Annotated in this window: 24 protein-coding genes; 21 read left to right on the top strand and 3 right to left on the bottom strand. The window is 46.0% G+C overall.

The features are described 5' to 3' along the window. Nucleotides 1-44 precede the first annotated feature (44 nt). The 8 genes from ABN764_RS14435 (at nucleotide 45) to ABN764_RS14400 (ending at nucleotide 8,116) form a co-directional block, all read left to right on the top strand. The gene (locus ABN764_RS14435; protein WP_446672299.1) at nucleotides 45-698 is read left to right on the top strand and encodes a response regulator transcription factor; all 654 of its coding nucleotides are present in this window, start codon (nucleotides 45-47) and stop codon (nucleotides 696-698) included. Further along, nucleotides 691-2,091, top strand: coding sequence for a sensor histidine kinase (locus ABN764_RS14430; protein WP_446672298.1), 1,401 nt, complete (start codon nucleotides 691-693; stop codon nucleotides 2,089-2,091). Before ABN764_RS14435 ends, ABN764_RS14430 begins: the two co-directional genes overlap by 8 nt. Before the next feature lie 182 nt (nucleotides 2,092-2,273). Then, the gene (locus ABN764_RS14425) at nucleotides 2,274-3,149 is read left to right on the top strand and encodes a metallophosphoesterase (protein WP_174810409.1); all 876 of its coding nucleotides are present in this window, start codon (nucleotides 2,274-2,276) and stop codon (nucleotides 3,147-3,149) included. A 197-nt stretch (nucleotides 3,150-3,346) separates the two neighbouring features. Next, nucleotides 3,347-4,069 carry a response regulator transcription factor gene (locus tag ABN764_RS14420; protein WP_090513732.1) on the top strand — a complete coding sequence of 241 codons (723 nt, stop codon included), beginning with the start codon at nucleotides 3,347-3,349 and terminating at the stop codon, nucleotides 4,067-4,069. Beyond that, nucleotides 4,059-5,099, top strand: coding sequence for a sensor histidine kinase (locus tag ABN764_RS14415; RefSeq protein ID WP_446672297.1), 1,041 nt, complete (start codon nucleotides 4,059-4,061; stop codon nucleotides 5,097-5,099). Before ABN764_RS14420 ends, ABN764_RS14415 begins: the two co-directional genes overlap by 11 nt. 76 nt (nucleotides 5,100-5,175) lie before the next feature. After that, nucleotides 5,176-6,096: an ABC transporter ATP-binding protein gene (locus ABN764_RS14410; RefSeq protein ID WP_065291139.1), complete on the top strand. Its 921-nt coding sequence runs from the start codon at nucleotides 5,176-5,178 to the stop codon at nucleotides 6,094-6,096. Then, nucleotides 6,089-6,823, top strand: coding sequence for an ABC transporter permease (locus ABN764_RS14405; protein ID WP_028531475.1), 735 nt, complete (start codon nucleotides 6,089-6,091; stop codon nucleotides 6,821-6,823). The genes ABN764_RS14410 and ABN764_RS14405 overlap by 8 nt, the downstream gene beginning before the upstream one ends. A 528-nt stretch (nucleotides 6,824-7,351) precedes the next feature. Further along, nucleotides 7,352-8,116 carry an alpha/beta fold hydrolase gene (locus ABN764_RS14400; RefSeq protein ID WP_446672296.1) on the top strand — a complete coding sequence of 255 codons (765 nt, stop codon included), beginning with the start codon at nucleotides 7,352-7,354 and terminating at the stop codon, nucleotides 8,114-8,116. A gap of 109 nt (nucleotides 8,117-8,225) precedes the next feature. Here the strand turns inward: ABN764_RS14400 and ABN764_RS14395 are convergent, their stop codons facing one another. After that, nucleotides 8,226-8,507, bottom strand: a complete 282-nt coding sequence (locus ABN764_RS14395; protein WP_021253640.1) for a hypothetical protein — start codon at nucleotides 8,505-8,507, stop codon at nucleotides 8,226-8,228. Nucleotides 8,508-9,124: 617 nt separating this feature from the next. Between ABN764_RS14395 and nrdI the strand changes: the two genes are divergently transcribed. From nrdI to ABN764_RS14365, 6 genes are all read left to right on the top strand, one after another. Next, nucleotides 9,125-9,496, top strand: coding sequence for a class Ib ribonucleoside-diphosphate reductase assembly flavoprotein NrdI (gene nrdI, locus ABN764_RS14390; RefSeq protein ID WP_021253639.1), 372 nt, complete (start codon nucleotides 9,125-9,127; stop codon nucleotides 9,494-9,496). Further along, nucleotides 9,465-11,561, top strand: a complete 2,097-nt coding sequence (gene nrdE / locus ABN764_RS14385; protein ID WP_036590950.1) for a class 1b ribonucleoside-diphosphate reductase subunit alpha — start codon at nucleotides 9,465-9,467, stop codon at nucleotides 11,559-11,561. Before nrdI ends, nrdE begins: the two co-directional genes overlap by 32 nt. Before the next feature lie 122 nt (nucleotides 11,562-11,683). Then, nucleotides 11,684-12,682, top strand: a complete 999-nt coding sequence (gene nrdF, locus ABN764_RS14380; RefSeq protein WP_174809012.1) for a class 1b ribonucleoside-diphosphate reductase subunit beta — start codon at nucleotides 11,684-11,686, stop codon at nucleotides 12,680-12,682. Nucleotides 12,683-12,898: 216 nt separating this feature from the next. After that, entirely contained in the window at nucleotides 12,899-13,735 is an 837-nt protein-coding gene (locus ABN764_RS14375) for a YitT family protein (RefSeq protein WP_065291164.1), read from the top strand. A 161-nt stretch (nucleotides 13,736-13,896) separates the two neighbouring features. Beyond that, nucleotides 13,897-15,186, top strand: a complete 1,290-nt coding sequence (locus ABN764_RS14370; RefSeq protein WP_021253635.1) for an alpha-L-fucosidase — start codon at nucleotides 13,897-13,899, stop codon at nucleotides 15,184-15,186. Nucleotides 15,187-15,232: 46 nt separating this feature from the next. Further along, nucleotides 15,233-16,270, top strand: a complete 1,038-nt coding sequence (locus tag ABN764_RS14365) for a glycoside hydrolase family 18 protein (protein WP_446672295.1) — start codon at nucleotides 15,233-15,235, stop codon at nucleotides 16,268-16,270. A gap of 69 nt (nucleotides 16,271-16,339) precedes the next feature. Here ABN764_RS14365 and ABN764_RS14360 read toward each other — a convergent pair whose 3' ends face one another. Further along, a complete protein-coding gene (locus ABN764_RS14360) occupies nucleotides 16,340-17,206 on the bottom strand; it encodes a YitT family protein (RefSeq protein ID WP_021253633.1) in 867 nt (288 codons plus the stop codon). 256 nt (nucleotides 17,207-17,462) lie between these two features. Between ABN764_RS14360 and ABN764_RS14355 the strand changes: the two genes are divergently transcribed. After that, the gene (locus tag ABN764_RS14355) at nucleotides 17,463-18,383 is read left to right on the top strand and encodes a VanW family protein (protein WP_446672294.1); all 921 of its coding nucleotides are present in this window, start codon (nucleotides 17,463-17,465) and stop codon (nucleotides 18,381-18,383) included. Between the two features lie 64 nt (nucleotides 18,384-18,447). On the opposite strand, the gene ABN764_RS14350 is transcribed toward ABN764_RS14355, so the two are convergent. Then, nucleotides 18,448-19,686, bottom strand: a complete 1,239-nt coding sequence (locus tag ABN764_RS14350; RefSeq protein WP_446672293.1) for an MFS transporter — start codon at nucleotides 19,684-19,686, stop codon at nucleotides 18,448-18,450. A 199-nt stretch (nucleotides 19,687-19,885) separates the two neighbouring features. On the opposite strand from ABN764_RS14350, the gene ABN764_RS14345 reads away from it, so the two are divergent. The 6 genes from ABN764_RS14345 (at nucleotide 19,886) to ABN764_RS14320 (ending at nucleotide 26,896) form a co-directional block, all read left to right on the top strand. Continuing rightward, a complete protein-coding gene (locus ABN764_RS14345; RefSeq protein WP_446672292.1) occupies nucleotides 19,886-20,365 on the top strand; it encodes a GbsR/MarR family transcriptional regulator in 480 nt (159 codons plus the stop codon). 14 nt (nucleotides 20,366-20,379) lie between these two features. After that, entirely contained in the window at nucleotides 20,380-21,204 is an 825-nt protein-coding gene (locus tag ABN764_RS14340; protein WP_446672291.1) for an alpha/beta fold hydrolase, read from the top strand. Between the two features lie 177 nt (nucleotides 21,205-21,381). Continuing rightward, nucleotides 21,382-22,281 (top strand): serine/threonine-protein kinase, encoded by a 900-nt coding sequence (locus ABN764_RS14335; protein ID WP_446672547.1) that lies wholly within the window; start codon nucleotides 21,382-21,384, stop codon nucleotides 22,279-22,281. 430 nt (nucleotides 22,282-22,711) lie between these two features. Then, nucleotides 22,712-23,530 carry a hypothetical protein gene (locus ABN764_RS14330; protein ID WP_446672290.1) on the top strand — a complete coding sequence of 273 codons (819 nt, stop codon included), beginning with the start codon at nucleotides 22,712-22,714 and terminating at the stop codon, nucleotides 23,528-23,530. Between the two features lie 54 nt (nucleotides 23,531-23,584). Then, a complete protein-coding gene (locus ABN764_RS14325; protein ID WP_138185605.1) occupies nucleotides 23,585-25,024 on the top strand; it encodes an SWIM zinc finger family protein in 1,440 nt (479 codons plus the stop codon). Between the two features lie 12 nt (nucleotides 25,025-25,036). Beyond that, nucleotides 25,037-26,896 (top strand): HEAT repeat domain-containing protein, encoded by a 1,860-nt coding sequence (locus ABN764_RS14320; protein ID WP_446672289.1) that lies wholly within the window; start codon nucleotides 25,037-25,039, stop codon nucleotides 26,894-26,896. Nucleotides 26,897-26,935 lie beyond the last annotated feature (39 nt).

Below are 26,935 nucleotides of genomic sequence, written 5' to 3'. Positions count from 1 at the left end.
CAATGCAAGACAGACAAGGGTAAGAATAAGGAGATACAAAGTAAATGAATGTACTTATTGCAGACGATGAGCCGCATATGTTGAAAATTTTAGCGGCTTATTTTGATAAAGAGGGCTTTCGAACTTTTACGGCAGTGAACGGGCATCAAGCGCTTGAGATCTATTACAACCAGCCGCTGGACTTGGCAGTGCTCGATTGGATGATGCCGCAGATGAGCGGGATTGAGTTGTGTCGAGAAATCAAATCGAATTCGAAGTTAAAGGTGCTCATGCTAACGGCCAAGGGAGAGCATGAAGATGAGCTGACAGCTCTTGATTCTGGAGCGGATGAGTATATGCGGAAGCCGTTCGATCCTCGGGTTTTGCTGGCGAGGGCGAAGAAGCTGCTGAACATGCAGGCACAATATCTATTCGGAAATATCCAGGTAGATATGGAAGGACAGAAGATTAGCAAGCGTGGAATTGATCTGCGAGTTACGAAGAAGGAATTTCAATTGATGAAGTTTTTTATTCTGAATAAGGGGCAGGTCTTAACGCGCAAAGCGCTGCTTGATCATGTATGGGGCTATGATTACTTCGGCGAGGAACGTACGGTAGATACGCATATACGCCGCTTGCGGGAGAAGATCGGCGAGGAGTGGATACGGACGCACCGTGGTATGGGCTACAGCTTCGAGCATCCGAATAGCCATGAATAAGCTTAGTCGCAAGCTGTTTGTGCAAATTGCACTTATTCTTGTCGTAGTGTTCGGACTCTCGTATTGTGTGAATACGTTCTTTATGCCAAATTATTTTGTCCATCAGAAGCGTGCTGCGTTGACGGAAGCGGTGGAGAGGTTGCGCAGCATAGAGTCGAAGCAGCTCCTTGAAGAAGTTCAGCGGGTGGCGGATGATTACCACTTCACAATCGTTCATACCCCCTACGACCATGACATTGACCGCTTAAACTGGACACTGCGCGAACAATTTACGCGGGAGCGGATTGCGATGAGCAAATTCTGGCTTACGGAAGAGAGCCTTGCACAGCTAATGCGCGGCGGGATAGTTACGAAGTCGTATCAGCAGGAGAAGTTGAAGTCGAGCGTTATCGTTACGTTTGTCATGAAAGAAGGAATAATTCTCGCTGTAGGCGAATCGGTGGCCAATTCAGGCGAGACGATACGTATCGTCAATCAGTTCAATTCGATTATTGCGGTAGGTGCGCTCACTCTAGCCCTCCTGCTCACTGCTTGGTTCTCCAAGCGAACGGTGAAGCCTATTGAGCAGCTTAAGAATACGGCGGAGGATATCGCCGAACGACGATACCGGACAGTGGACATCCGAACAGGAGATGAGATTGAGGAGCTTGCACACAGCATTAATACGATGAGTGATAAGCTGAAGCAAGCGCATCTGGAGCTGGAGGAGAAGAACCGGAACTTGCGTGTCCTTATTCGTGACATCTCACATGAACTGAAGACACCGCTTGCCGTGATCAAGGCATATTCCACAGGGGTGAAGGATGGTCTGGATGACGGCACCTACATGGATGTCATACAGTCGCAAACGGATGATATGTCCGAGCTCGTTACGAAGCTGTTGGAATGGTCTCGCTTGCAGACGGAAGAGCTGAACATCGAAAATGTTCATGTCGTTAATCTTCTTGAACAAGTCATTGCGAAATATGAGCTACCTCTGCAGCAGCATTCGATTGAGTTTACCTTAAATGATCAGAATGCGGTAAGCTGTTGCGTTCAGGCTGATAGGGTCAAGCTTGAAATGGTGCTGAACAATCTCGTATCGAACGCAATGAAATACACGACGAATCGGAAAATTCAGATTGATCTTACGAACAAGGATGATGCATTAGTGCTGTTCATTCGGAATGGATGTACGTTCTCCATGACTGAAGAGCAGCTGAAACAATTGTGGGAGCCGTTCTTCGTTGCTGAGAGCTCGCGGAACAAGCAGCTTAGTGGTACAGGGCTTGGTCTGGCTATTGTGAAGGGGATCCTGCAGAAGCACAAGGCGGCTTATGGCGTGCGACTGCATACTGGAGATATCGAATTTCATATTGCGCTTCCTCTATGCAAGCAGGGGGAGCAGATGTAAGACTGCCTTTCAAGTGGTATTTTCAATTTACTGCTGAAGGCAGTTTTTTGTATGTAGGCAATAAATTTCATGCTCTTGCTATCTAGATGCTCATGTCCACGCAGATAGGCTTCTTGATGTCTGTTTTCATTTTGTCATATTGGCGTAACATTGGTCTCCTATGATTGGGTTGAGGTGAATTTATGAAGAACAAGAAATGGAGCAAGCATGCGATTCGTGTGTATCTGATTGTATTGTTTCTGCTTGCAGGAGCATTATTTTATGGCATGAAGCTGGAACCGAACAGCTTGAGTGTGACGAGGCAGACGATCCTAAATCGGTATATCCCTCCTAGCTTTCATGGAATGAAGATTGTACATTTTTCCGATGTTCATTTGGGGGATCATTTTAATGAGGTTCAGCTGCTTGAACTTGTTGATCGGATTAATCAAGAACATCCAGATATTATTGTGTTTACGGGAGATATGGTTGACAATTTCAATGCGTATGGAAATCGGAGAGACCGTTCCCAGCGAATACTAGGACAGCTGCAAGCAACATTAGGCAAGTATGCCGTATTCGGCAATCACGATCGAGGTGGGGGCGGAAGCCGAGTTTATCAGTCTTATATGGAGAAAGCTGGCTTTACTGTGCTCGTTAACGATACGAAGCAAATCCATCTCCCGAATCATGATGAATATATCACCATTAGCGGGCTTGATGATTTCCTGTTAGGTACGCCCAATATACATGAAACGCTGAAAGACTTAGAACCTGACAACTTCAATTTGCTCGTCGTGCATGAGCCGGATGTTGCCGATCAAGTCGTTGATTATCCGATCGACTTGCAATTATCTGGACACAGTCACGGGGGCCAAGTTCAATTGCCGTGGTACGGCACGATATACACGCCGCCATTAGCGAAGAAGTATGTTGAGGGGATGTATAAAATCGAGGGAACAACTACCCTGAACAAGCCAATGAAACTCTATGTCAATCGAGGCATCGGGACGACAGAACTGCCTGTCCGTTTCCTAAGCAAGCCTGAAATTACGGTTCATACATTGATGCGTTCGTGAGAACTCTCACAGCAATGCTTGGAGAACAGATAGGGCACTAGTTTATCCATTTGCATCCCGATGAAGGGACACGAGCGTATGGAAATTGGCAAACACGTGCAATTGGCTGCTAGATTCGTTACACTTACATTTGCAAGTATGTAGAATGCGAATCAGATATGGGGAATCTATGATAGATATAAGGGGAGAACGGAACGATGCAGCCTATTCGCGTGCTTGTCGCCGACGACGAGCGAGAGATTCGAGATTTATTGAAGAAGTACTTAGAGCGGGAATTATACACGGTAGATACAGCAGCTCACGGTGAAGAAGCGCTGCGATTGTTCGAGCAGCATAAATATAATCTTATCATTCTCGACTTAATGATGCCTTACATAGATGGAGTAGAGGTGTGCCGTCGTATTCGGGAGAGAAGCAATGTGCCCATTTTGATGCTGACGGCTAAGGACGAAGAGATGGACAAGATTGTAGGTCTGAGTATCGGGGCTGATGATTATATGACGAAGCCCTTCAGCATACATGAACTGGTTGCAAGGAGCAAGGCATTGCTGAGAAGATTCATGATCTTAGGCAGTGAAGCCAGCAGTCTTGCAGAAGAAAGTTCTGCAACCATGCGATTTAAGGGATTAATAATTGATACTAGAAAATATATGGTTATCCGCGAGGGGCAAGAAATAAGTCTGACCGCCAAGGAATTTGAGTTGTTGAGATTGTTCGCTTCTCATCCTGAGCAGGTATTTACGAAGACGCAAATTTTTAGACAGGTGTGGGGATCAGAATATATTGAGGACGATAATACAGTTATGGTTCATATCCGTAAGCTTCGGTTGAAAATTGAAACAGACCCCTCTGATCCGAAGCTAATTCAGACGGTATGGGGGATTGGCTATAAGTTTGCAGGTGAACGAGATGAGGCATGACAAAAACAGTCTAATGCTTGTTGTTTTATTAATGGGATTAACTATATGGTTCGTCATCGATAGTATGACAATACAGCCTCTAGGTATATACAGGTGGGGGCTGTTTGCTGTACTGTTCACCGTTGCTGCGCTGCTGCTCTACAATCGTGTTCGGTTTCTTGCAGAGTTGAGGAATCATGCTGCCGCTGTGAAGCGTGCTGTTCGCGGCAATGTCAATACAAGACTGCTGGCGAATGACTCTGAGGCGTATGATGAGATGCTCTATTCGATTAATGAATTAATTGAGCAGATGGAGAAGCTTCAAGTGAATGCAATTCGATCCGATGCTGCACGCAAGAGGCTTCTCGCTAATATCTCGCATGATATACGAACACCGCTTACTTCGATTATCGGTTATGTCGATGCATTGCAGGATGAACATATCTCTTCAGAGCAAGAGAGGGATGAGTGTGTTGCGATTATTTCAGCGAAGGCGCAAGCGCTTAAGGAATTGATTGATCATATCTTCCAGATGGCGAAGCTGGATGCCGATGAAGTCGAGATGAGATGGGAGTCGTTAGATGCTGCAGAGCTGCTGAGGGAAGCGTTGATTTCATTTCTGCCGGAGCTGAAGAAGAACGGTATGGATCTAGCGGTTCAGATTCCTGAGGAGTCCTGCATGGTTGCAATGGATCGCTATGGGTACATACGAATTTTGAACAACCTAATCAAAAACGCGATACAGTACGGCAAGGAAGGTCAGCTGTTAGGGGTGGAGCTAGAGCGGAATGAGTCGAGCATTGCCATAACGATATGGGATAGAGGGCCGGGCATTCCAGCGGACGAGTTATCGAAGATATTCGAGCGCACTTACCGCTCCGAACGATCACGGAGTTTGCTGCATGGCGGTAGCGGGCTAGGACTAGCAATTACGAAGGCGTTTGTCGATAAGCTTGGCGGCCACATCTCCGTGCTCAGCGAGCCGCATGTCCGAACTGCCTTTATCGTCAATATTCCAATTCGAAAGACATTGCCACCAATTAAGAGATAGTTAAGAACTCATTAAGCAGCATTTAAAATCATTTCCATACGATAATAGGTAGACTTACATACTCAGGAGGTGCTGCATGAGCACGATCATACGTACGACCCGGCTCACGAAGCAGTATGGGGAACAGATTGCTGTTCATGATCTGAACATGCATGTGAAGCAGGGCGAAATATACGGCTTTCTCGGTCGCAATGGCGCAGGCAAAACAACGACTATCCGCATGCTGCTCGGATTAATTAAGCCTACAGAAGGGGAAATTGAGCTATTCGGGCAGCGATTGAACGCTAAGCCTAGAGAAATCCTATCCAGAATCGGCTCGATGGTGGAGCATCCCGGATTCTATGAGAATTTAACGGCATATGAAAATTTGCTCATTAATGCGAAGCTGATGGGCGTATACAAACGAAATGCGTTGGAGGAAGCACTAGAAACTGTGGGGCTGCAGGAAGAGACGAAGAAGCTGGTAGGTCAATATTCGATGGGGATGAAGCAGCGTCTCGGTATTGCCAGAGCGATCCTGCATCATCCAGAGCTGCTTATTCTTGATGAGCCAACGAATGGCCTTGATCCGATTGGCATTAAGGAGATGCGAAAGCTCATTAAGTCATTAGCGGTAGAACGAAACATTACTGTGCTTATATCCAGTCATATTTTATCTGAGGTTGAACAGCTTGCCGACCAGCTTGGAATTATCCATGAGGGGAAGCTGCTTGAGGAAATTTCAATTGGAGAGCTGCATAAACGAAATCGCAGATATATCGAGTTCCGTGTGTCCAATGACAATAAGGCAGCGATGCTGCTTGAGTCGCAAGCGGGCGTCCATGATTATGAAATCCATGGTGACGGATTGATACGTGTATATTCACGGATTGGAGAACAGAACAAGCTGAATAAGATGTTCGTTCAGAACGATATTGATGTGTTCAAAATGACACTCCACGAGGACACGCTTGAAGATTATTTCGTAAAGCGGATTGGCGGTGGTACAATTGGTTAATTTGCTCTATACCGAATTATTGAAGCTGAAACGATCGAAGATGTTTCTCGTGAGTATAATTGGGGCGTCAGCCGCACCGATTATGATGTTCATTGCCTATTTGAGTCAGATGAAGCGTGATCCAGAGGAAGTAATCCCATTCGAAATTTCCTTTTATAACACGAATCTGAATGTGATGCTGCTGCTTGGAGTGCTGTTGTACGGAGTTATTACTGCATATTTATTCAATCGAGAATTTGTGGAGGATACGCTCAAGAACCTGCTTACAATCCCGGTTTCAAAAGGTGCTCTAATCGCGAGCAAAATGCTCATGCTGTTCATATGGATACTTTTATTGACGATGGTAGCCTGGGTGCTTACATTGGGATTCGGATTTTTTATCAAATCAGACGGGGTAAGTGCCGCGGTACTGGTGTCTTCATTGGGTGACTATGTACTAGGTGCTGTCCTTATGTTTCTGTTGTCCACACCGACGATTTGGGTAACCTTCTTATTCAAAAATTATGTGCCGACCATCATGTTCACAGCGGTGATCACGTTAGGGAATGTTACCGTGATCAGTTCCGATTACAAGGCGCTGTTCCCTTGGTCAGCTGCGCATGTAATTGTGACCCAAAGTTATGTAGCGGATTATCCACCGCTATACTCGTTTATTGCGGTTGGTATCACTTCGCTATTCGGCTTAGTGGCAAGCGTTCTGTATTTCAACAGAATGGATATTAAATGAAGTGAAGTATATAGGAAGTTAAATGATGCAGATCGGCCTCATGGTCGGTCTTTTTTATATTCTCTATAGGTGATGGATGTACAATCAATATGAATGAGATGGGGAATAGGTTGGCATCGCAAAAATGAAATTTCTTATTTCCGTAGCGGATCATCCTTTGCATGGTTATGCACATTGCTGCTTGAAGAGACAAAAAGGAGTGATGTTCGGCATGGAGCAGACTCTGTTTTTCTGTAATTATGTTGAACCTCACTGTCACAATGGCTCGAAACCGCGCGGTTGCCCGGGAAATGAGAGTGTGAGCCCGGGAAATAAGTAAGTGTTGTCGGGGAAATTCCATTGAGTCAGGAAAAGAACCATATCAGGTCGGTTCGGTTCTCCATCTAGATATTGGCGATGATCGAATAGGATGGAATCGCAGTGCTTCTGTGAAAGGAAAAAATTAAAATATCATTGATCTGAATATTGATCCATATCTAATATATGAGGTGAAACAATCAATAGAAAGCCACATGGGAGGGAGCATGAATGGATCTGAGCTACTCGATTTATGGAACAGGCGAGCCGATTGTGCTGATTCACAGCGGAGGCGTCGATTCAAGGGCATGGGGGGAGCTAGTACCACTTCTCGCAAGAACTCACGAGGTCGTTACCTTTGATGCTCGTGGTACGGGGCGATCGCCCGCACCGCAAGTACCGCTCAACCTTGTCGAAGATTTACGTCAACTGCTAGACGACCTGAAGCTGGAACAGGTGACCCTAGTTGGGCATTCTATAGGCGGAGAATTGGCTACTAACTTTACATTATCCTCCCCAGATAGAGTCGCTCGACTGATCGCTGTTGCTCCATCCTTGACAGGTTTCATCTTCTCAGAGACGTATCGGGGCTGGATTCAGCAATTGAATTCACTCGCTCCGGATGTGAGCAAGATGATACAGTTTTCATTGCAGGGGCCTATTTATCGTACGGTGATGGCTAGCGGTCAGCGTGATCTCTTTATTGATATGCACACCCAATACTTTACGCGTGTCTTCACAGAGTGGCGCAGCTTTGAGGTGATATGGCCTCAGCCACCTGCGATCGAACAGTTGGAGGAAATCGCGGTTCCTACCTTGTTTATGTACGGGACAGTGGAGTGGGACGATATGCGCATGATCGCGGAGGAGTTCAAGCGGATACCACGTATTGCTTTCGTCGAAATAGAGGGTGCAGACCACATGCTCCCATTGACGCATCCTCAAGAAATGGCCTCGCACATTCTATCTTTTTTGGAAGCAGCGGATAAATCGTAAGCTACAAATTCCGTGACATTTCACGAATCAGCGGCAGTTAGACACGATTCCGGTGTCTTGTACTGCCGCTATTTCTGTATTAGTATCGGGTCTAGCTAACAAATCATCATTAGATCGTGATCGTGCGATGTGGTTTGCTATAATGCGATGTTCCGCCACCACCGACGATCACTCTTCCGCCTCTCGGAAACACCAATCGCTTGTTTATCCCGCCTGACAGTATTACCTCAACTTTAGCCCGGTTTGCAGTTGCAATGTAAATGACATAACCACTTCTTGATATTTCCGTTCTCCAATTCCGATCAAACTCAGATCGCAGTACCCGGTTTGAATACACCTGATTTACCACATCAGATGATCTCGATGTTCGTAGCGCTTTAGATTTGCTCATCGGATGTTTCCCTCCGTCTACTCAAAATGAACTGAAAAAATCATTCCTAGTAATCTTTTCTAGCTATCGTATGCTTGTTCATATCGGATGTTTGGATTGATGTATGTGGTAATCAAAAAATGTGCTGATTTGACTCCTGTGTCTTGGTTAAATAAAAAAGTTGAGATTGGGGAGATCGCCATCCCGTCGCTGAAAAGGGGAATTATCGAATTTTTTTATCATGTATTTCTCTACAATTCCAAAATAAATGATCTCCAATATTCGTCTGAGGTGTGGTACGATAGTAATGTTTTGTGCCAATAGTCGACATGAAATTTGATAGAGAAAGCGTCATAAAATGGACCTTGCCATTTCTCTTAAAATTGTATATGATTCTATAGCGAACTATATATAGTTAGTTGAATGCGATACATACACTATATATTGTGACAGCAATTGGAATCGAGCGGCGCATCGCGCCAGATTCTAAGAACATGCCTATTCAGAGATTGAGAGATTAAAGCGACAGCATACACGAAATTAGGGTACGCATCGTGTCGATCGTTTTGATCCTTGTTTTTGAATGAGCATTTTTTGTTCGTTCCATTTGCAAACTAGTCGAACAACGGAGGGATCACGTGCTTATCGCTTACGATTCGAAGACGGGTAACGTGAAACGATTCGTCGATAAATTGGATTTGGAGTGTGTTCGTGTCACCCCTGACACCAAGCTTAATGAACCCTTTATCCTGATTACGTACACGACCGGGTTCGGACAAGTTCCACAGTCCACGCAAGAGTTTCTGGAAGAACACAGTCATTTGCTCCAAGGTGTCGCGGCCAGCGGCAACATGAACTGGGGCACTCGGTATGGGCTTGCAGCTGACCATATTTCCAGAGAATACTCCGTCCCCGTACTGATGAAGTTTGAACTCAGCGGGACAAAACGAGATGTAGACAACTTTATTCGGGAGGTCCATGACTTTGATACCAAAATGGATACAGCTTAACAATGAAATCATGGTTCAGAAGGACGGTAAATTTCAATTTGGCAAGGATCACGAGGCAGCAAAGAGCTATTTCGTCGATTATGTCAATCAAAATACAGTGTTTTTCCATAACCTTGAAGAGAAGATTCATTATTTGATCGAAAATGATTACTATGAGAAAGAGATTTTCGACCAATATGAATTTAAAGATATTAAGAAATTGTACGAGTTCCTGTACTCGAAGAAATTCCGCTTCCCATCCTTCATGAGCGCGTTCAAGTTCTACAATAACTACGCGATGAAGACGAATGATGATACGAAGTTCTTGGAACGTTATGAAGACAGACTGGCGGTTGTATCCTTGTTCTTAGCGAGCGGAGATATGAACAAAGCATTCGAATATGCAGATCTGTTGATTGCACAAGAGTATCAGCCAGCAACGCCAACCTTCCTGAATGCAGGGAAGAAGCGCAGAGGAGAGCTTGTCAGCTGCTTCCTGCTCGAAGTCAACGATTCCATGAACTCGATCGGATTTGCGATCAACTCCGCACTTCAGTTAAGTAAAATTGGCGGCGGTGTGAGCTTGAACTTGAGCAAGATTCGCGGTGCAGGCGAGCAGATCAAAGGGCTGGACGGTAAAGCAAGCGGCGTACTCCCAGTTATGAAATTGTTTGAGGATGCTTTCTCCTACGCAAACCAATTGGGACAGCGTGACGGAAGCGGCGTTGTATACTTGAACGTATTCCATGCTGACATCCATGAATTCCTGGATACGAAGAAAATCAACAGTGATGAGAAAATCCGCATTAAGACTTTGTCGCTCGGCGTCGTTGCTCCGAACAAGTTCTTCGAGCTTGTTGAGCAGGATAAAGACATGTACTTGTTCTATCCGCACACGGTATTCCAAGCATATGGCAAGCATTTGGATGATATGGATCTCTCCGAAATGTATGATGAGCTCGTAGACAATCCGAAAGTCCGCAAAAAGAAAATTGTCGCTCGCGACCTAGTTTTGAAAATTGCACAGATTCAGATGGAATCTGGTTACCCATATATCATGTTCGTAGATAACACGAATGAATATCATGCCCTTAAAGAAATCGGTAAGGTTAAATTCTCCAACCTGTGCAGTGAGATCGCACAGCTTAGTGAAGTGTCCACGATTAACGATTACGGCATTGAGGATGAGATTAACCGCGATATTTCCTGTAACTTGGGTTCACTTAACATTGTTAACGTCATGAAGAATAAGCGGATGCGTGATACGGTTCATCGTTCTATGGACGCACTGACAGAAGTATCTGACCGCAGCAATATCAGCATCGTTCCATCCGTAGCGAAGGCGAACCGTGAGCTTCATTCGGTAGGCCTTGGTGCAATGAACTTGCACGGTTACTTGGCGAAGAACAAGATTGCATATGAGTCCATGGAAGCAAGAGACTTCGTGCGTGCGTTCTTCATGATGCTGAACTTCTATTCCTTGGAACGTTCCATGCTGATTGCGAAAGAGCGCGGCGTGACGTTCACGGACTTTGACAAGAGTGAATATGCGAGCGGCGCATATTTCGATAGATACTTGAACACGGACTTCACTCCGAAGACAGATCGCGTGAAGGAATTGTTCGAAGGTCACACGATGCCTACATTGGAAGACTGGGCTCGCTTGAAGGAGCAAGTGATGGAGCATGGCTTGTACCATGCATACCGTCTGGCAATCGCACCTACAGGCTCTATCTCGTACTTGCAGTCGTCAACAGCTTCGATCGCACCGATTACTCAGCGCATCGAGGAGCGTGAGTACGGAGATTCCAAGACGATCTATCCAATGCCTTACATTAACGATGAGAACTACTTCTATTACAAAGAAGCATATGACATGGATATGTTCAACCTGATTGACTTGGTTGCGGATGTTCAAGTTCATATTGACCAAGCGATCTCAACGGTACTGTTTGTTAAGGATGATCTGACGACTCGTGATCTTGCAAAATATTATATTTACGCACAGAAGAAGGGGCTTAAGACGCTCTACTATACACGTACGAAGAAGAAAACAATCGATGAGTGTGTAAGCTGCGTTGTCTAATTGAGCGCAACCTGCATTAAATGAGAGTTCAAAAAGGATGGTTTTCAGCACCGATCACTGTGTATATTACTTCGTGATAAAAAAGCGGTCTTTTTGAATTACCTCTAGAAGGAGATTCGTAGATGAGAAACTTTGAAGCTGTTAACTGGAACAGACCTGAATCGGATTATATGGAAATGCTGTGGACGCAAAATACGTCCCAATTCTGGCTTGATACGGAGATTCCAATCTCGAAAGACTTGAAGTCTTGGACGAAAATGTCCGATGATGAGAAACTTGCCTATATGCATGTGCTTGGCGGCTTGACTTTGCTGGATACAGAACAAGGGAACGTGGGAATGCCGGTTATTGCGCAGCATGTAGAAGGGAAGCAGAAGAAGGCAATTCTGATCTTCCAAGCGGCAATGGAAGAAATTCATGCGAAAAGCTACAGCACCATCTTTACGACGGTTGCTAGCACAGCAATGATTGATGAGACATTCGATTGGGTAAAAGACAATAAGCACCTGCAGAAGAAGACAGCAATCATTGACGGCCTATATAAGGGTATTCAAGACAACGATCCAATCAGCTTGTACAAAGCGATGGTAGCATCGGTATTCTTGGAGAGCTTTCTGTTCTATTCCGGCTTCTTCTATCCACTGTACTTGGCTGGACAAGGCAAGATGGTAGCAAGCGGTGAGATCATTAAGCTGATCATCCGCGACGAGAGCGTCCATGGCGTGTTTGTAGGCTTGCTTGCACAGGAAATTTACAATAAGCAAAGTGCGGACGTACAGCGTGAGTTGTCCCAATTCGTGAACAAGCTGATGCTTGAATTGTACGAGAACGAGCTTGAATACACCGAGCAGCTGTATGATGCAATTGGACTTACACATGAAGTGAAGAAGTACATTCGTTACAACGGTAACAAAGCGCTCATGAACTTGGGCTTTGAGCCATACTTCCCAGAAGAAGATGTTAACCCCGTTGTCTTGAACGGTATCCGTACCGAAACAAGTACACATGACTTCTTCTCCACGAAGGGAAGCGGATATCAAAAAGGTAAGGTAGAGCCTTTGCAAGACAAAGACTTTACAATGCTGAACGATCGTGTCAAACAATCCGATATCTTTGCATAAGATGATAAGGATTGCAAGGAATGATGCAAGAACAACTGAGTGGGAACGCTCAGTTGTTTTTGTATTGTCGTGTCATAAGAGCGGAATACTTAATGTACCGGCTGCATGTATATCCATACTAGGGGAACACCCGTATATTCATGAATCAATTTTCACTGCTTTAGTTTGATGAGATAATTCGGACAGATGATTTTCATACATAAAGGACGGGCTTTCATGAAAAAAAGAATTACGGATATTGCTATCATTATCGCAGGCGCTTTCATTTTTGCATTAGCAGTTAACTTGTTTGTCATCCCCAATGATTTCGGTGAGGGCGGGGTAACAGGGGTTACCATTATTCTCTACTATCTGTTTGAATGGTCACCAGGGTTGATGAACTTGATCTTAAATGCGGTATTGCTAGTCGTTGGCTACAAATTCTTGGATAAGAAAACGACGATCTATACCATCATTGCAGTTGTGTTCAACTCATTATTCCTGCATTTGACGGAGAGCTGGAGGATTGCATCCAATGAGCTCATGATCAATGCGATTTTTGGCGGTATTTTCGCAGGTGTCGGGATCGGTCTTATCATCCGAGTTGGGGGCACAACAGCAGGCTCGACGATTTTGGCTCGCATTATGAACAAGTATTTGGATTGGAATGTAAGTTACGCATTATTGTTCTTCGACCTCATTGTGGCATTCGCGTCGTTCTTCATCATTGGACCGCAAGGCTTGATGCTAACTATTGCGATGCTGTATGTAGGGACGAAAGTGATGGATTTCATTATCGAAGGATTGAATCCGAAGAAGGCAGTTACGATTATTTCCGTGGAGCATGATCGGATCGCGGAGCAAGTGAATGTCGTCATGGATCGTGGAGTGACGGTGCTGGAAGGTCATGGTTATTATACGAAGGATCGGAAGCAAGTACTGTACATTGTTATTAGTAAGCAGGAAGTATCAACCCTGAAGAAAATCGTCCGAGCAACAGATAAGGATGCATTTATTACGATTCATGATGTTAGGGATGTGTTCGGAGAAGGCTTTATTGATATTACGAAATAACCAGGCTTCAACAACCCAATATGGCGTGTCTGCCACTTGGATTCCGCGCCACATCTAACTGTGAAAAAGTTAGGTGTGGCGCGGAATGTTTTCGCTAACACTTTTCTACCAAAATGTGCGATAATACGAATTGTACAACTAGAATATGGGAGGGCACAACAATGGTACAACCGTGGTTTGAGAAAGCGAAGCTTGGGATTTTCATTCATTATGGCATTTATGCGGTCGATGGGATTTCAGAATCCTGGTCTTTCTATAATGGAAGAGTGTCGTATGAAGACTACATGAAGCAGCTCGATGGATTTACGGCAAGCAAGTTCGATGCAGACAAGTGGGCAGACCTCTTCGAGAAGTCTGGCGCGAAATATGCAGTTCTGACAACGAAGCATCATGATGGCGTTGCATTGTGGGATACGAAGTACAGTGACTTGAACGTTGTGAAGAAGACACCTGCCAAGCGTGATCTGATCAAAGAGTATGCCAAGGCGCTTACAGATCGCGGTATTAAGCTTGGTATGTACTATTCCTTGATAGACTGGTCACATCCAGATTATGCAAGTGTGTATGAAGGCGGGAAGGTGCCTGAGGATTTGAGCAAAGTGAACCGCTTCTGCAGTCCGACGGATGGTGTACAGGATGAAGAGGCATGGCAGCGCTTCCTTGAATTCAATAACAATCAATTGCGTGAATTGCTTACTGACTATGGCAAGGTGGATCTGCTGTGGTTCGACGGGGATTGGGAACGCAGCGCAGAACAGTGGAATTTGCCAGCGTTCAAGGATTACCTGCTGTCGTTCAACCCTGAGCTTATCATTAACTCCAGGCTTCAAGGGCATGGGGACTACAAGACTCCGGAACAGGGCTTGCCAATTACAAGACCAGTAGGGCCATGGGAGTTCTGCACGACCATTAACAGCTCTTGGGGCTACCAGCACGATGATGATTATTATAAAACATTGAATCAAATTATTCGAATGTTCTGTGACTGCATTACGATGGGCGGGAATATGCTGTTGGATGTAGGGCCAATGGAGGACGGAACAATTCCGCAGCGCCAGGAAGAGACGCTCATTGGTCTGGGCAACTGGATTCGGACGCATGAAGAGGCTATTTATGAGACGGATGAAGGCATTCATACTCGTTATTACTTGGGCGGCAGTACCGTGTCCAAGGATCGTCAGACGTTATATTTGTTCGTATATGATGATCCGAAAGAAAGCGTTTGCTTAAAAGGTCTCTCGAATAAAATCAAAAAGATTACGGTGCTTCATTCTGGCAAGGAATTAACTTATGAGATTCAAGGCGGTGTGCCGTGGTTCAATATTCCGGGTACAACATGGATACATATGACGCAGGAAGATGCGCATGAGAATGTAACGGTATTGAAGATTGAACTGGAAGGCGAACTGGATATGTACGGCGGTTCCGGTGCCGTGGTTACACACAACTAGGGAGTTGCAATCATAGAGAACACAACGTAGAGAGGAAGACGACAGCATGAGCAGCAACAAGCTGATTTTAGCGGGTTATGCAGGTGATCCTGTACTGCCGAATGTTACAGCAGAAGATGCGAAGAAACTAACTCATTTGAACGTGGCATTTGGTCATGTGAAGAACGACCGCATTACGATTGATCATTTGCAGAATTTGTCTCAATTGCAAGTATTGAAGTCTTACAACCCTGAGCTGCTCATTCTACTGTCTGTGGGCGGATGGAGTGCAGGCGGGTTCTCTGAGGCTGCGTCGACAGCAGAAGGAAGACGACTGTTCGCAGAGTCTGCAGTGCGGGTCTTAGAGACAGCACCGTTCGATGGCATCGACCTTGACTGGGAGTACCCGTGCTATTCGGAAGCAGGAATAGCGTCCAGCCCGAATGACAAGCAGAACTTCACCTTGCTTCTCAAGGAACTGCGCGAGGTGCTTGACGCCCAGGGGCACGCAGACGGAAGACACTATCTGCTGACGATTGCAGCAGGGGCAGACCAATACTATATCGATGGTACGGAAATGGATGTGATCCATTCGTATTTGGACTTCATTCAGCTCATGACATACGATATGCGCGGCGGCTTCCAAACCTTGACGGGGCATCACACGAACTTGTACACATCGACTGGCGACTTGTTCCGCATTAGCGTAGATGCATCTGTACGGTTATTCGCTGCTGCAGGAGTGCCTAGAGAGAAGATTGTCATCGGTGCTGCCTTCTATTCAAGAATGTGGAAGGATGTGCCGAATACGAATAATGGCTACTTGCAAATGGCGCCTGGATCGGGTGGGTATGGACCTGATTATACGAAGCTGGTTGCGGAGTATATCAACAAGAATGGATTCGTTCGTCATTGGGATGAGGAAGCGAAATCTCCATATTTGTACGACGGACATAGCTTTATTACGTATGACGATCCAGAATCCTTAACGCACAAGTGCAAGTATGTGATGGAGCAGGGAATTGCTGGCGTTATGTTCTGGGAATATAGCTGCGACCATACTCATACGTTGCTGGATGCCATGTACCGTGCCTACACAAGCTAATTAGGGATGTAAAATAGAGAATCCCCTGCATACGTCAGCGAAGCGCTGAGACATGCAGGGGATTTGTGATTAGTGGATATCGTTCTTCTGGAAGTTGCCGCCGAGTACATCCGATACACTTTCGATCGCGATGAACGCCTTGCTGTCAATCTCTTGGACAACAGACTTCAGCTTCGCTAGCTCCAGACGGGTAACGACACAATAGATAATTTGGGTATCTTCCTTGCTGTAACCGCCTCTGCCGTAGATGAAGGTCGTGCTTCGACCCAAGCGGCTCTGAATTGCTTCTGATACTTCCTCATATTCCTGCGATATGATGGTTACCGACTTCGACTCATTCAAGCCCTCAACGACGATATCCATCACCTTCGAAGCAATATAGAAAGTAAAGATGGAGTACATGGCTGAATCCCACCCGAATGCGAATCCAGCTATGATAAAGATGAATACGTTGATAATGAGAATAATTTGACCAACTGGCACCCGAGTCTTCTTGGACACGAGAATGGCTACGATTTCAGTACCATCTAGTGATCCGCCAAAGCGAAGAACGAGACCAACACCGAGACCGAGAATAAAGCCACCGAACAGTACCGCCAAGATTTTCTCATTCGTGAATGCGCTGTAAGGATGCAGCCAAAATGTCGTTCCAGACATGACAATGATTCCGTACAAGGTGGAAAATGCAAATGTTTTCCCGATTTGCTTGTATCCGATGATGAGAAACGGAAGGTTAATAAGGAAGATGAACACGCCTAGCGGAATTCCGGTTAGCTTGGATATTACGATGGAGATACCTGTTATTCCGCCATCGATCACACTGTTAGGGACGAGGAACAATTCCAACGCGACCCCCATTAGAATTGCACCAGACGTGATGAAGATGAATCTCTTCAAGATGTCTAGAACGGACATTTTCTTATGAACTCTAGCCATGCAACAAATCCTCTCTGTCTATAGGTTAGTACTAACTTTACGTATGTATATCATATCATTTTCAGGAAACATGAACAATAAAGTGACCAAGGTCATGAAAATAACAGTCATAAAATGCAAAACTCAGCGCGAACTGGTAGAGCATGTATATATCGTTTGGAATAAGAAAAGGATAAGGTAGCGGCAATTATTTCATGCAATCGGAATGGGTTCAGATGTGCCTCAAGGATGAGGAATTGTCATAAAGGAGAATAACATGTATCTGCAACTTCTCTGGTTAGTGCTATTGCTGCTCCCACGGCCAACCGTATCGGAACCAATCCTTATTGGACATCATGGCCAACAAATTGCATCTGCTCACCGTGCGGATTATTTACTTCCTGGTGCTGCTATTGTGAACGAGCAACAATTAGACAAGCTGATGACAGCGATAGATCGCCAAGTAGCCATTGCTCCGATTAATGCAGCATTGAATGGTTATGGTGGGATTATTCCCGAGAAAAATGGGATGAGGCTGGATCGAGAAGCATTTATCGAGCAGTTTTATAAATACATCGTCAACAGCGGTTCAATGAGGATAGAGGTGCCGATGCAGATTGTCTATCCAAAAGTAGACAGTGAACTCCTATCGCATATTCGTGAGAAGATAATTGGCCAGTACACAACCTACTATAATACGAACAATAAAAACCGTTCGATGAATATAAAGCTTGCTGCAGAGGCGATTAACAATCACGTCCTATTTCCAGGAGAGACGTTCTCCTTTAATGAAGTTGTTGGGCAGCGCACGCAAGAGAGAGGGTATGTGCGTGCGCCTATCATCGTGAAGGGGGAATTGTCAGAAGGAATAGGGGGCGGTATATGTCAGATATCATCCACCCTGTTCAACGCTGTCGACCGCGCAGGGCTTCAGATTGTGAAGCGCTACTCCCACTCAAGGAATGTAACCTATGTGCCGCCTGGTCGTGATGCAACGGTAAGCTGGAATGGACCTGACTTTACCTTCCATAATCATTACAATCAACCGATATTGATCCGAGCCTTTGCCAACGGGGGAAGCGTGCATATTGGTGTTTACTCATCGGAAGAGATTCGTTACAAGCAACGTGATGTACCTGGCGCTTCGAAGGAACTTCCAGAAGAAGTGAAGGATATCGATGTGGACAAAGACGAATAAGGCAGGCAAGGATGCGATAATCAACAATAAGACGGTTGCTCCTCTCGATGGAAGAGCAACCGTCTTATTGTTGCGGATAATGCGTGTACCGCTTGCCGCGGTAGAATACGGATACCGCGATAAGAATCAGACTGGTGAAGATTAGAATGAGAAAGGAGGCTTGATAGCTTCCGCCGATGTCGTAAAATACTCCGGAAACCAAGGGGAGTAATCCGCCTATCAAATATCCGCCGAACTGAATCATTGCCGTCCATAGACTTGCGTCGCGCGAAGTGCTTGTTACATCGAGAGGCAGGATTAACGCAATCGAGAACAGGCCGCCCGCTCCAATCCCCATTACTGCTGCCGACAGAAATGGATTCACCTCGGCAGGAAAATAAGAAAGCGCGCTGCACCCTGCCAGACTGCATATGGAAAAGGCTAACAGCCATGACTTGCGAGAAGTGGTACGATTCAACATAAGCGGCGTCACCAAGCCTGCGATCATCTGCATGATCGAATATACTGTTACTAGCGTCCCAGCAGTTGCCGCATCCATCCCAATCTCCTGAGCACGGGGGGCAAGCCAGGTAGCAGCGGTGTAGTAGATGCCGGATTGCAGTCCAAAAATAATGAGGAACAGCCATGCTTGCTTATTATTCCACGGAAGCTTGCTCGATTGCTTGCGAGACGATGCATCGTGATGGTCAGTTAACGCATGCTTGCGAATAATCGGCCACCACGCAAGTATCCCGATAACCGCGAAAATGGACCAGATGCCAAGCGCCGTGCTCCATGATCCGTGTGCGGCACGCTCAATCGGTATCGCGAAGGCGGAGCTGATCGAAGCGCCGATGCCCATGCCGGTTAAATAGACGCCGACTATCGATGAGGCGTGAGCAGGGAAATGATGCTTGATGAAACCAGAGATCAGCGGACCGGCAACCGCAATCCCGATACCGGCAAGCAATGCGGTAAGCAAGAGCAGGAAGGAGGTGACGGCGAAGAAGCGAGCGGCCGTCGCGATGCCGATTAGTCCGATGCACACGGTGATCGCTCTTTCCATTCCCAATCGATCGCTCAAGCTGGCCGCCATAGGAGCGAATATTCCCATGCAGAACAGTGGTATGGACGTTAGCAGGCTGACCGATATCCCGTTCATTCCCAAATCTCTCTGAATGTCTTCCAGCAGCGGAGAAATGGACGTAATCGCGGCTCGCAAATTTGTAGATACGAGAAACAATGATAGAATCAATAAAATGGTATACCTTGTACTGCGTTTGTTGGGAAGCGAATAATCAATCGCTCGCAGTTCGGATTTCATAACATTCACCCCAATCAGTCTATTTATCTAATTTGAGTTCTTATCGCGCAATGGACTGTTTCACCTTTATTTTTATGAATTATACCAGATATTTTCTTCACTCATGATTGTTACGTCGAAAAAAGAAAAAGAGGATTGAATTTTTTTATTTTCTTTGTTTAATATATATTAAATGAATTAAACATTGGAAGGTGTTGTCATGAGAAATTTCAAGCTGAACGATGCTCAGCAGTCCTTGATCGAGGATTTCGGAACCTATATCGAATCGTCAGGAGGTGCACGCTCACTCGGGAAAATATGGGGCTATCTGTTGTTAGCAGGAGAACCGCGTTCGCTTGATCAGATGGTGCTGGACTTGCAGATTAGTAAAGGCACAGCATCCTTATCTGTTCGTCAAGGGGTTCAAGTGTCCTTGTTTCGCAAAGTAGGTATCCCTGGAAGCAAACGGGATTACTATGAACTGCATCCGGATGCTTGGACGTCGATTTTGCATACGAGCATTGCGCAAGGGGGAATGATGGGGGATTATGTGAGGCGGGCGAAGTCCATCGCATCGGATGAACAAGCAAAAATGAAAATGGATGAAAGCATCGAGTTTTTTGATTTTGTCGTCCATCAAATGAAGCAAATTCTAGTTCAGTGGCAGGAACAACGTCAACATAAGGACAGTCATAACTAGGGGGAGACAACATCATGCCGAAGGTAGCTGTGAATGGGATGCTCATGCATTATCAGAGTAAGGGGAAGGGTTCGCCTGTCTTATTCCTACATGGCAGTGGATCATCATGGCGAATGTGGGAGCCGCAATTCGAAGCCTTCTCCGAACGGTACAGCATGATAATGCCGGATTATAGGGGGCATGGCGATTCTACTAAGGAATTTCCAGAGGGCAAATATGATCATTACGTTATTGTTGAAGATTTGAAGTGTTTCTTGGATGAGCTTGGGCTGAACAAAGTACATGTCATCGGTGTCTCGCAGGGCGGACAATTGGCGACCCTGCTTGCAATCCGGTATCCACAATATATAGATAAGCTAGTCATATCGAACAGCTATAGTGAAATGCCGACGGTTGCAGCAGGCTGGGTGCTGTCCATTTCCAATTTTATTTTCAGCCTGCTTCCTTACCGTACGATCGTGAATCTCATGATGAAGTTTTATAAGGATGATCCATATACACAGCGAATTTTACGCAATTCTTTCTCAATCGATAAGAAGATGCTCCTTGCTATGAAGACGGCTCCTTTCCCGGCGCATACGAATGAACTGTACCGCATTCAGTCACCAGTTTTAGTCATGGGAGGAGAAGGAAAGGTAATGACTGGTATTGACGAGGGGAAAGGGTCTCGTACCATTTATGATCATATCAATCATGCAACACTTGCCTTGTTCAGAGATGCTTACGATCCGCTGAGCACAATGCGCAGAGATATTTTCAATGAGATGATTATCGATTTCTTCGAGGACAGGCCGTTGAGAGTGTACAACGATGTTGTGATAGAAAGGAAGCAAGCCTAATCGGATTTCTATTGTACGCGGTTTATGAATGTGATACGGTGGTGGAACGTGAAAAGTGAAGGAGGCGTTGTGCTATGGCAAAAATGACGAATATGAATTGGGTGTATCAACGAGATGGGGTCAACGCATAAGTAGCCCACGAAACTGCGGCAGCCCCGATAGGATGAGAGGGGAAGCATCGTGACAACACAATCATTCACTTCTGTAACGCTTCAGCTAGGAAATGTATCATTTGAGCTCAAGGAAGCTCATTCTTTCGATTGGATTTACAAGTATGGACATGCATTCTGCGTATTCGACGAGCAGGATTCTGGGAATATTGCGTTTGGCGTTGAGCAAAAAGGACGCAAGCGATTTATTAAATATGCAGGTGCTAGAACGATGGAATATACGGGCGAGCCGGAAGCCGCCATCGAGCGGTTAAAAGCGGCGGTTCCATTATATACGGAACTGAAGCATCCGAACTTGATTGAACTCGTGGAACACTTTGAGGTTCAGGGTGGTGGATATGCAGCCGTATTTGAGTGGTTCGAAGGGGAATGTCTGCATTCTCACTGGTCATTCCCACCGCCGGCTAAGTATCATGATCCAAGATCTCCATTTTATCGACATCGGCATCTTCCCATGCAGCAGCGACTGAACTCATTGGATGTCATTTTTTCATTTCATGAGCATGTGGAAGCACAGGGATATGTGGCAGTAGACTTTTATGATGGTAGTATCTTATATGATTTCACTACCGATCGAACGAAGATTTGTGACATCGACTTTTATCGGAGATCTCCTGCGATCAATGATATCGGGGAACAATACTGGGGAGCGGTACGATCCAAATCGCCAGAGGAATTCGAATTAGGCGCGTTGATCGATTCCCGAACGAATGTGTACAATTTAGGAGCTATTGCTTTTGGACTGTTAGGTGGGGAACGAAATCACGCTTTGGAACGCTGGGAAGCAGGACAAGCGCTGTATGAGGTCGCTCTGCAAGCCGTTCAGCTGGATAGAGAACAACGATTTTCAAGCATTGCAGCTTTCAAATCTGCTTGGGATAAAGCTCGAGGACAGACGATATCATGATCTCATGGTTGCATGAACCGATAAAGTAGAAACGAAGGAATTTTACTTTTATGATCCCTCTCCAATAATGTTGGAGGGGATTATTCATGTTATTGGAAGAAATCGCAGGTCAACACGTACTATAACTGTTTATATCCACTAGGGGAGGTAAGCTATTGGAGAGGGGCATAATGGCTGTGATCGCACTCGCGAGAACAATCTATAAGTAGTTCTGAATATGCAGGTGGTACTATATTCCTATAAATTTGCAATGAAGAAACGAAAGGAATGGGACTAAGAGACCTGTTCTGTGAGCTTATAAATTCGTTATTATGAAGAAGAGATTCGTCGAAGCACTGCTTTCGGCGTTTTTTTTCACAATCAAAGGAAACGTATGTTCGCAGACTTTCATCAAAATGACACGAATGCGGTAAATTTGAAGGAGGACGGAGTGGACAAGAAGGCGAAGCAGATACTAATGAAAACGTTCTGGAGCAGTGCGGGATGGAAAGATACTCGTACGATAACGTTCGCTGGGGAGGATTTCGAGTACGCTAAGGACAAAGGTCTGATGTTCGATCCCGTGACAATGAGTCACGATGAATGTGTGCTGCACATCGTAGAATTGCATAAATTGATTACGAAGGAGATGGTGGCACAAGCCTTCCTGCATAGCCTGTCTACGCGTAAGGTGCATTTGCGAAGTGCGCTCTCCAGTTGGGCACTAACACATAGTTTGCTACCCCATCCATTTGAGAGCAATATCGGTAGATGCAAGAGCAGCACATATGCGATGTATGGGGATTGCTATGAATGTGACAAGAGCGGGATTGCCGTTCTTGAATCCTATACGGATGAAGATATCAATGTTCTGAATTTCGAGCGGATGAAATGGGGAGGCGTTCGTCTTAACCATATCCTATATTGTCTATTAGATCTGGAACAGCTCCTAGCAGAAGGGACAGTTGACGTTACGGAAGAGGACGTGACCATTCTCAAACATATGCTGACCGCGATAAAAAGCTGCCAGCCTAGCGATGCTGCGCGTCAATTGGAGAAGAACTTAAGCAATGTGCTGCCATCCAATAAACAGGAACGCGATGTGATGATGGAAATTTTGTCTTATGCGGGTGTGCTGCGAGCTGGTTCGGAGAACAGGCCAGGCAGGGGTGGGAAAAACGACTTCTTCGCTGTTGTAAACTGGCGTGGAGTGGATGGGTATTCCGATCATGCGGTTGAACATTACTTTGGCAAGTGGTTGTATGAATAGGAATCGAGTACATAAAAAGGATAGTTGACATTGGACAGATAGGAGGAAATCAACATGATCGAAATTACAGAGTCATACGTAGATTCACTTGCCCCGAACGCCTCAGCCATCAAGAATGGACAGGGGCTCGTGAAAAAGCGGAGCTTCGTACAGTTGAACCGCTCAGAGGACGGTTCACTCTTATTTGGGGAATGCTCGGGCAGCGGCAAATCGAATTATCAATGCTCGGCAGACTTCATCCAGCCTGAGAAGCCAATTCTGCGCTGTTCCTGTCCAAGCAGGCAGCTGCCATGCAAGCATGCGCTTGGGCTGCTATATGCTTATGTAGGCGGAGGGGAATTCGCAACAGCGCCTGTGCCTGAGGATATCCTCTCCAAGCGGGAGAAGGCCGAGAAACGCGAAGAGAAGAAGCAGCAACAAGCAGCGGATGGTGCTGAGCCGAAGCCGAAGAAAGTAAACAAGTCCGCGCTGAAGAAGAAAGTTCAGGCACAGCTGGACGGACTGGAGACGTTAGAGAAGCTGGTGCTGTCGCTCGTGCGCGGGGGCATCGGTACGATTGATACGAAGACGATTAAGATGATTCAGGATCATGCCAAGCAGCTAGGGAATCACTATTTGCCTGGAGCGCAGAATGAACTACGCAGACTGGCCTTATATTTATCGAGTGATGAAGATCGAGAAACCATCTATACCAATGTAATGGAGCAGTTGACTCTCCTACATGCCTTCATTAAGAAGGGGCGGAGCCATCTGACTGCGAAGCTGGATGATCCGGAACTGGCACTGGATCACGAGAGCACCGTAGAAGAGTGGCTGGGTCATGCATGGCAGCTTAACGAATTGAAAGAATGCGGATTGATGAGCGAGAATGTGGAGCTTATTCAACTCTCCTTCCTCAGCTACGATGATCAAGCTCGACAAGAATATGTCGATCAGGGCTATTGGATGGAGAGAGAAACTGGTGATATTCATCGCACGATGCAGTATCGTCCGTATAAGGCGGCTAAGCAAATGCGTGCAGATGATAGCTTCTTCGATGTTGCACAAGTGAAGACGCTCTATCGATATCCGGGAGAGATGAATCGCAGAGTACGCTGGGATGAATTGATTACTAGAGTAGTAGGAGCGGAAGATGTGGAATGCTTGTCCGCACATGCACAGCGTTCGTATGCTGATGTACTCAAGAAAGTGAAAAATCAGCTGAAAAATCCGCTCGGCGATAAAAATCCAGTGATGCTCCTTCATGTGTCAGACATAAAGCAGACAGATCAGAATGAATATGTATTGTTGGATGAAGCGGGCCAGCAGATCGTGCTGGATGATGTGTGCGCTTCTCATCATTCCACAGTGTCTCTGCTCCCGCTGCTCCCTGCTGATTGGACGAAGGATGCTTCTATGCTGGTCATGTTCGAGCACCGACTTGCAAGCGGACGATTGCTTGCACAGCCATTAACAATAATGAAGGATGCGGAAATGATCCGTCTCATGTATTAAGGAGGATTGGCCATGAGTACAGCATTGTTGCAAGAGCTTCATCAAGAAGTACGGCGACTGTATATTGCAGGCAGTGATTTGGCAGTCGGCGACTTCCGTCTAAAACGACTACTTCCGCAGTTCCAGCAGCTAGGTGAGCGGGCCCCCATTTTCAAGCGGCTGGCAGAAGGAATTGCATCATTAATTGAGCCTCCTGCGGGCAAGGAGCAGTCTTCAGCGGAGACGCTGCAGGACATTGGAATGCTCCTTCATTCCGTCTTATATACGCAGGGAAGCTCGGCTCCGGCAGGGCAGTTGACTGACATGGAGAGCTATCCGAGCAATCTGTCTACGAAGCTGTCTTACCGCAAGCTGGCGGCGGTGCAAGAAGCATTAACGACAACAGGCGGAGGACGCTATGAAGTGATCTTGCAGGCATTCGAGGACGGAATGTTCGCCGATCTGCGCTTGCTCCAGTATGCGATTGCAGCCCTTGGAGACCCGTATACGGAAATTGCTGATCTAACTACGGATAAGATTCTTCCTTCCTACGGATCGCAAGTCGTACCACATCTGATGAAGACATTCCAAATCGATGGCGGCAAGCTGGAAGCGAGAAAGCTTCGTGTCATCGGTACCGTCGGCGGAGAAGACGTGGCATCGTTTATCTATGAAGCGGCACAGTCCGGCTCGGATGAAGTGAGAGCGACAGCAATCCGATTGTTGTCAGCCTATATCCAATATGAAGAATCGGTTCTTGATTGGACGAAGGAGAAGAAGAAAGCGATTCGAGAATCCGCGTATCATACGCTTGCGAACTATGGAACAGACAGAGCGGTGGCACGCTTGCATGAAGCGTTTGCCAGCAAGGATATTGAACTTGCCTCAGAAGCGGCAGCTGAATGTGATCATCCGCAGCTGACTGCCCAGTTGGTGCAGGATTTGGATCGCGATTTGAGCGCAGCGTTGGAACTAGCAGACGATAAGAAGAAGCTGGAGGCGGCTTGGACGAGGATCCGATATGTAGTTCGTGCATTGCATGAAAAGCGGTGCGCAGAACTCTACGACGTATATGCGAATTTCGTGGGCCGCTATGAAGAATATAGACCTTTCCAATGGCTGGAGCTGCTCCACACTGTCGCTTGGTATATGGAGACAGAGAATTCGGAAGAGGCACTTGCTCATTTGCGAAAAATTGAAGATCTTGACGTACGCTTCATGTCTTATGCTGTTCGCGCCTCGTTCAATCTGTTATCACCAGAGGCAATGTACGATCACTATGTAGAATCGATGCGGAACAAATGGAAGATGCAGACGAACAAAGAGATGCAGAGAAGGAAGAAGGAACTGTGCTCCACAATCGAAGCACTGGTACTGTCCAGAGAATATGTTGAGGTGCCTGCAGAGTGGAGCTATTCCAACGGAATGATGTCACTATACACGATTGTCATTCAACCACTTCCGCTTATTCTTGCTGCATGGGATGAGCGCTGGCTGGATTGGTTCATTGAGCAGAATGAGCTTGAGCTCGTATGTGCTTTTGCACGGCCGGGACACGAAATAAGCGCCAAGTTTATGTTGAGGAAGTTGGAGCAGCATCCTGAATTCCGCAATACGTACGCTGGCTTGATTTTGTCTGGATTGAAACGATCTGACGTGCCTGAAGAAGTAATGTGGGAAGCTTTAGTGGGGGCTATCGAGAACAAAAAAAATTCGAATTGTTACACATTTGATGGAAATGTGTATGAACGCATATATGAGCTGCCAGCTTCGTATCACGCTCGCTTGTCAGAGGTTCTTCCTATATACAAGTATACGGCTGGCGAACAACTGCGCTATGTCGTGGAACAGATGGAGAAGAAGCAAGCAGTGGTTGCGTCAGAATCGGTATAGCGCTGATTCCTTCTAACACGGAAATTGAAGAATCGTGGG

It is taken from the genome of Paenibacillus wuxiensis (assembly GCF_040195695.1).
In the GTDB taxonomy this organism is placed as follows: domain Bacteria; phylum Bacillota; class Bacilli; order Paenibacillales; family Paenibacillaceae; genus Paenibacillus_B; species Paenibacillus_B suaedae.
This window is presented reverse-complemented; position numbering and strand designations above follow the sequence as displayed.

Coding starts and splice junctions, on each gene's coding strand:
- ABN764_RS14400 (WP_446672296.1), top strand. CDS start 7,352: ATGGATCTGAGCTACTCGATTTATGGAACAGGCGAGCCGATTGTGCTG.
- ABN764_RS14425 (WP_174810409.1), top strand. CDS start 2,274: ATGAAGAACAAGAAATGGAGCAAGCATGCGATTCGTGTGTATCTGATT.
- ABN764_RS14350 (WP_446672293.1), bottom strand. CDS start 19,686: ATGAAATCCGAACTGCGAGCGATTGATTATTCGCTTCCCAACAAACGC.
- nrdE (WP_036590950.1), top strand. CDS start 9,465: ATGACTTTGATACCAAAATGGATACAGCTTAACAATGAAATCATGGTT.
- ABN764_RS14370 (WP_021253635.1), top strand. CDS start 13,897: ATGGTACAACCGTGGTTTGAGAAAGCGAAGCTTGGGATTTTCATTCAT.
- ABN764_RS14415 (WP_446672297.1), top strand. CDS start 4,059: ATGAGGCATGACAAAAACAGTCTAATGCTTGTTGTTTTATTAATGGGA.
- ABN764_RS14320 (WP_446672289.1), top strand. CDS start 25,037: ATGAGTACAGCATTGTTGCAAGAGCTTCATCAAGAAGTACGGCGACTG.
- ABN764_RS14345 (WP_446672292.1), top strand. CDS start 19,886: ATGAGAAATTTCAAGCTGAACGATGCTCAGCAGTCCTTGATCGAGGAT.
- ABN764_RS14435 (WP_446672299.1), top strand. CDS start 45: ATGAATGTACTTATTGCAGACGATGAGCCGCATATGTTGAAAATTTTA.
- ABN764_RS14340 (WP_446672291.1), top strand. CDS start 20,380: ATGCCGAAGGTAGCTGTGAATGGGATGCTCATGCATTATCAGAGTAAG.
- ABN764_RS14430 (WP_446672298.1), top strand. CDS start 691: ATGAATAAGCTTAGTCGCAAGCTGTTTGTGCAAATTGCACTTATTCTT.
- ABN764_RS14355 (WP_446672294.1), top strand. CDS start 17,463: ATGTATCTGCAACTTCTCTGGTTAGTGCTATTGCTGCTCCCACGGCCA.
- ABN764_RS14410 (WP_065291139.1), top strand. CDS start 5,176: ATGAGCACGATCATACGTACGACCCGGCTCACGAAGCAGTATGGGGAA.
- ABN764_RS14365 (WP_446672295.1), top strand. CDS start 15,233: ATGAGCAGCAACAAGCTGATTTTAGCGGGTTATGCAGGTGATCCTGTA.
- ABN764_RS14325 (WP_138185605.1), top strand. CDS start 23,585: ATGATCGAAATTACAGAGTCATACGTAGATTCACTTGCCCCGAACGCC.
- ABN764_RS14375 (WP_065291164.1), top strand. CDS start 12,899: ATGAAAAAAAGAATTACGGATATTGCTATCATTATCGCAGGCGCTTTC.
- nrdF (WP_174809012.1), top strand. CDS start 11,684: ATGAGAAACTTTGAAGCTGTTAACTGGAACAGACCTGAATCGGATTAT.
- ABN764_RS14420 (WP_090513732.1), top strand. CDS start 3,347: ATGCAGCCTATTCGCGTGCTTGTCGCCGACGACGAGCGAGAGATTCGA.
- ABN764_RS14360 (WP_021253633.1), bottom strand. CDS start 17,206: ATGGCTAGAGTTCATAAGAAAATGTCCGTTCTAGACATCTTGAAGAGA.
- ABN764_RS14395 (WP_021253640.1), bottom strand. CDS start 8,507: ATGAGCAAATCTAAAGCGCTACGAACATCGAGATCATCTGATGTGGTA.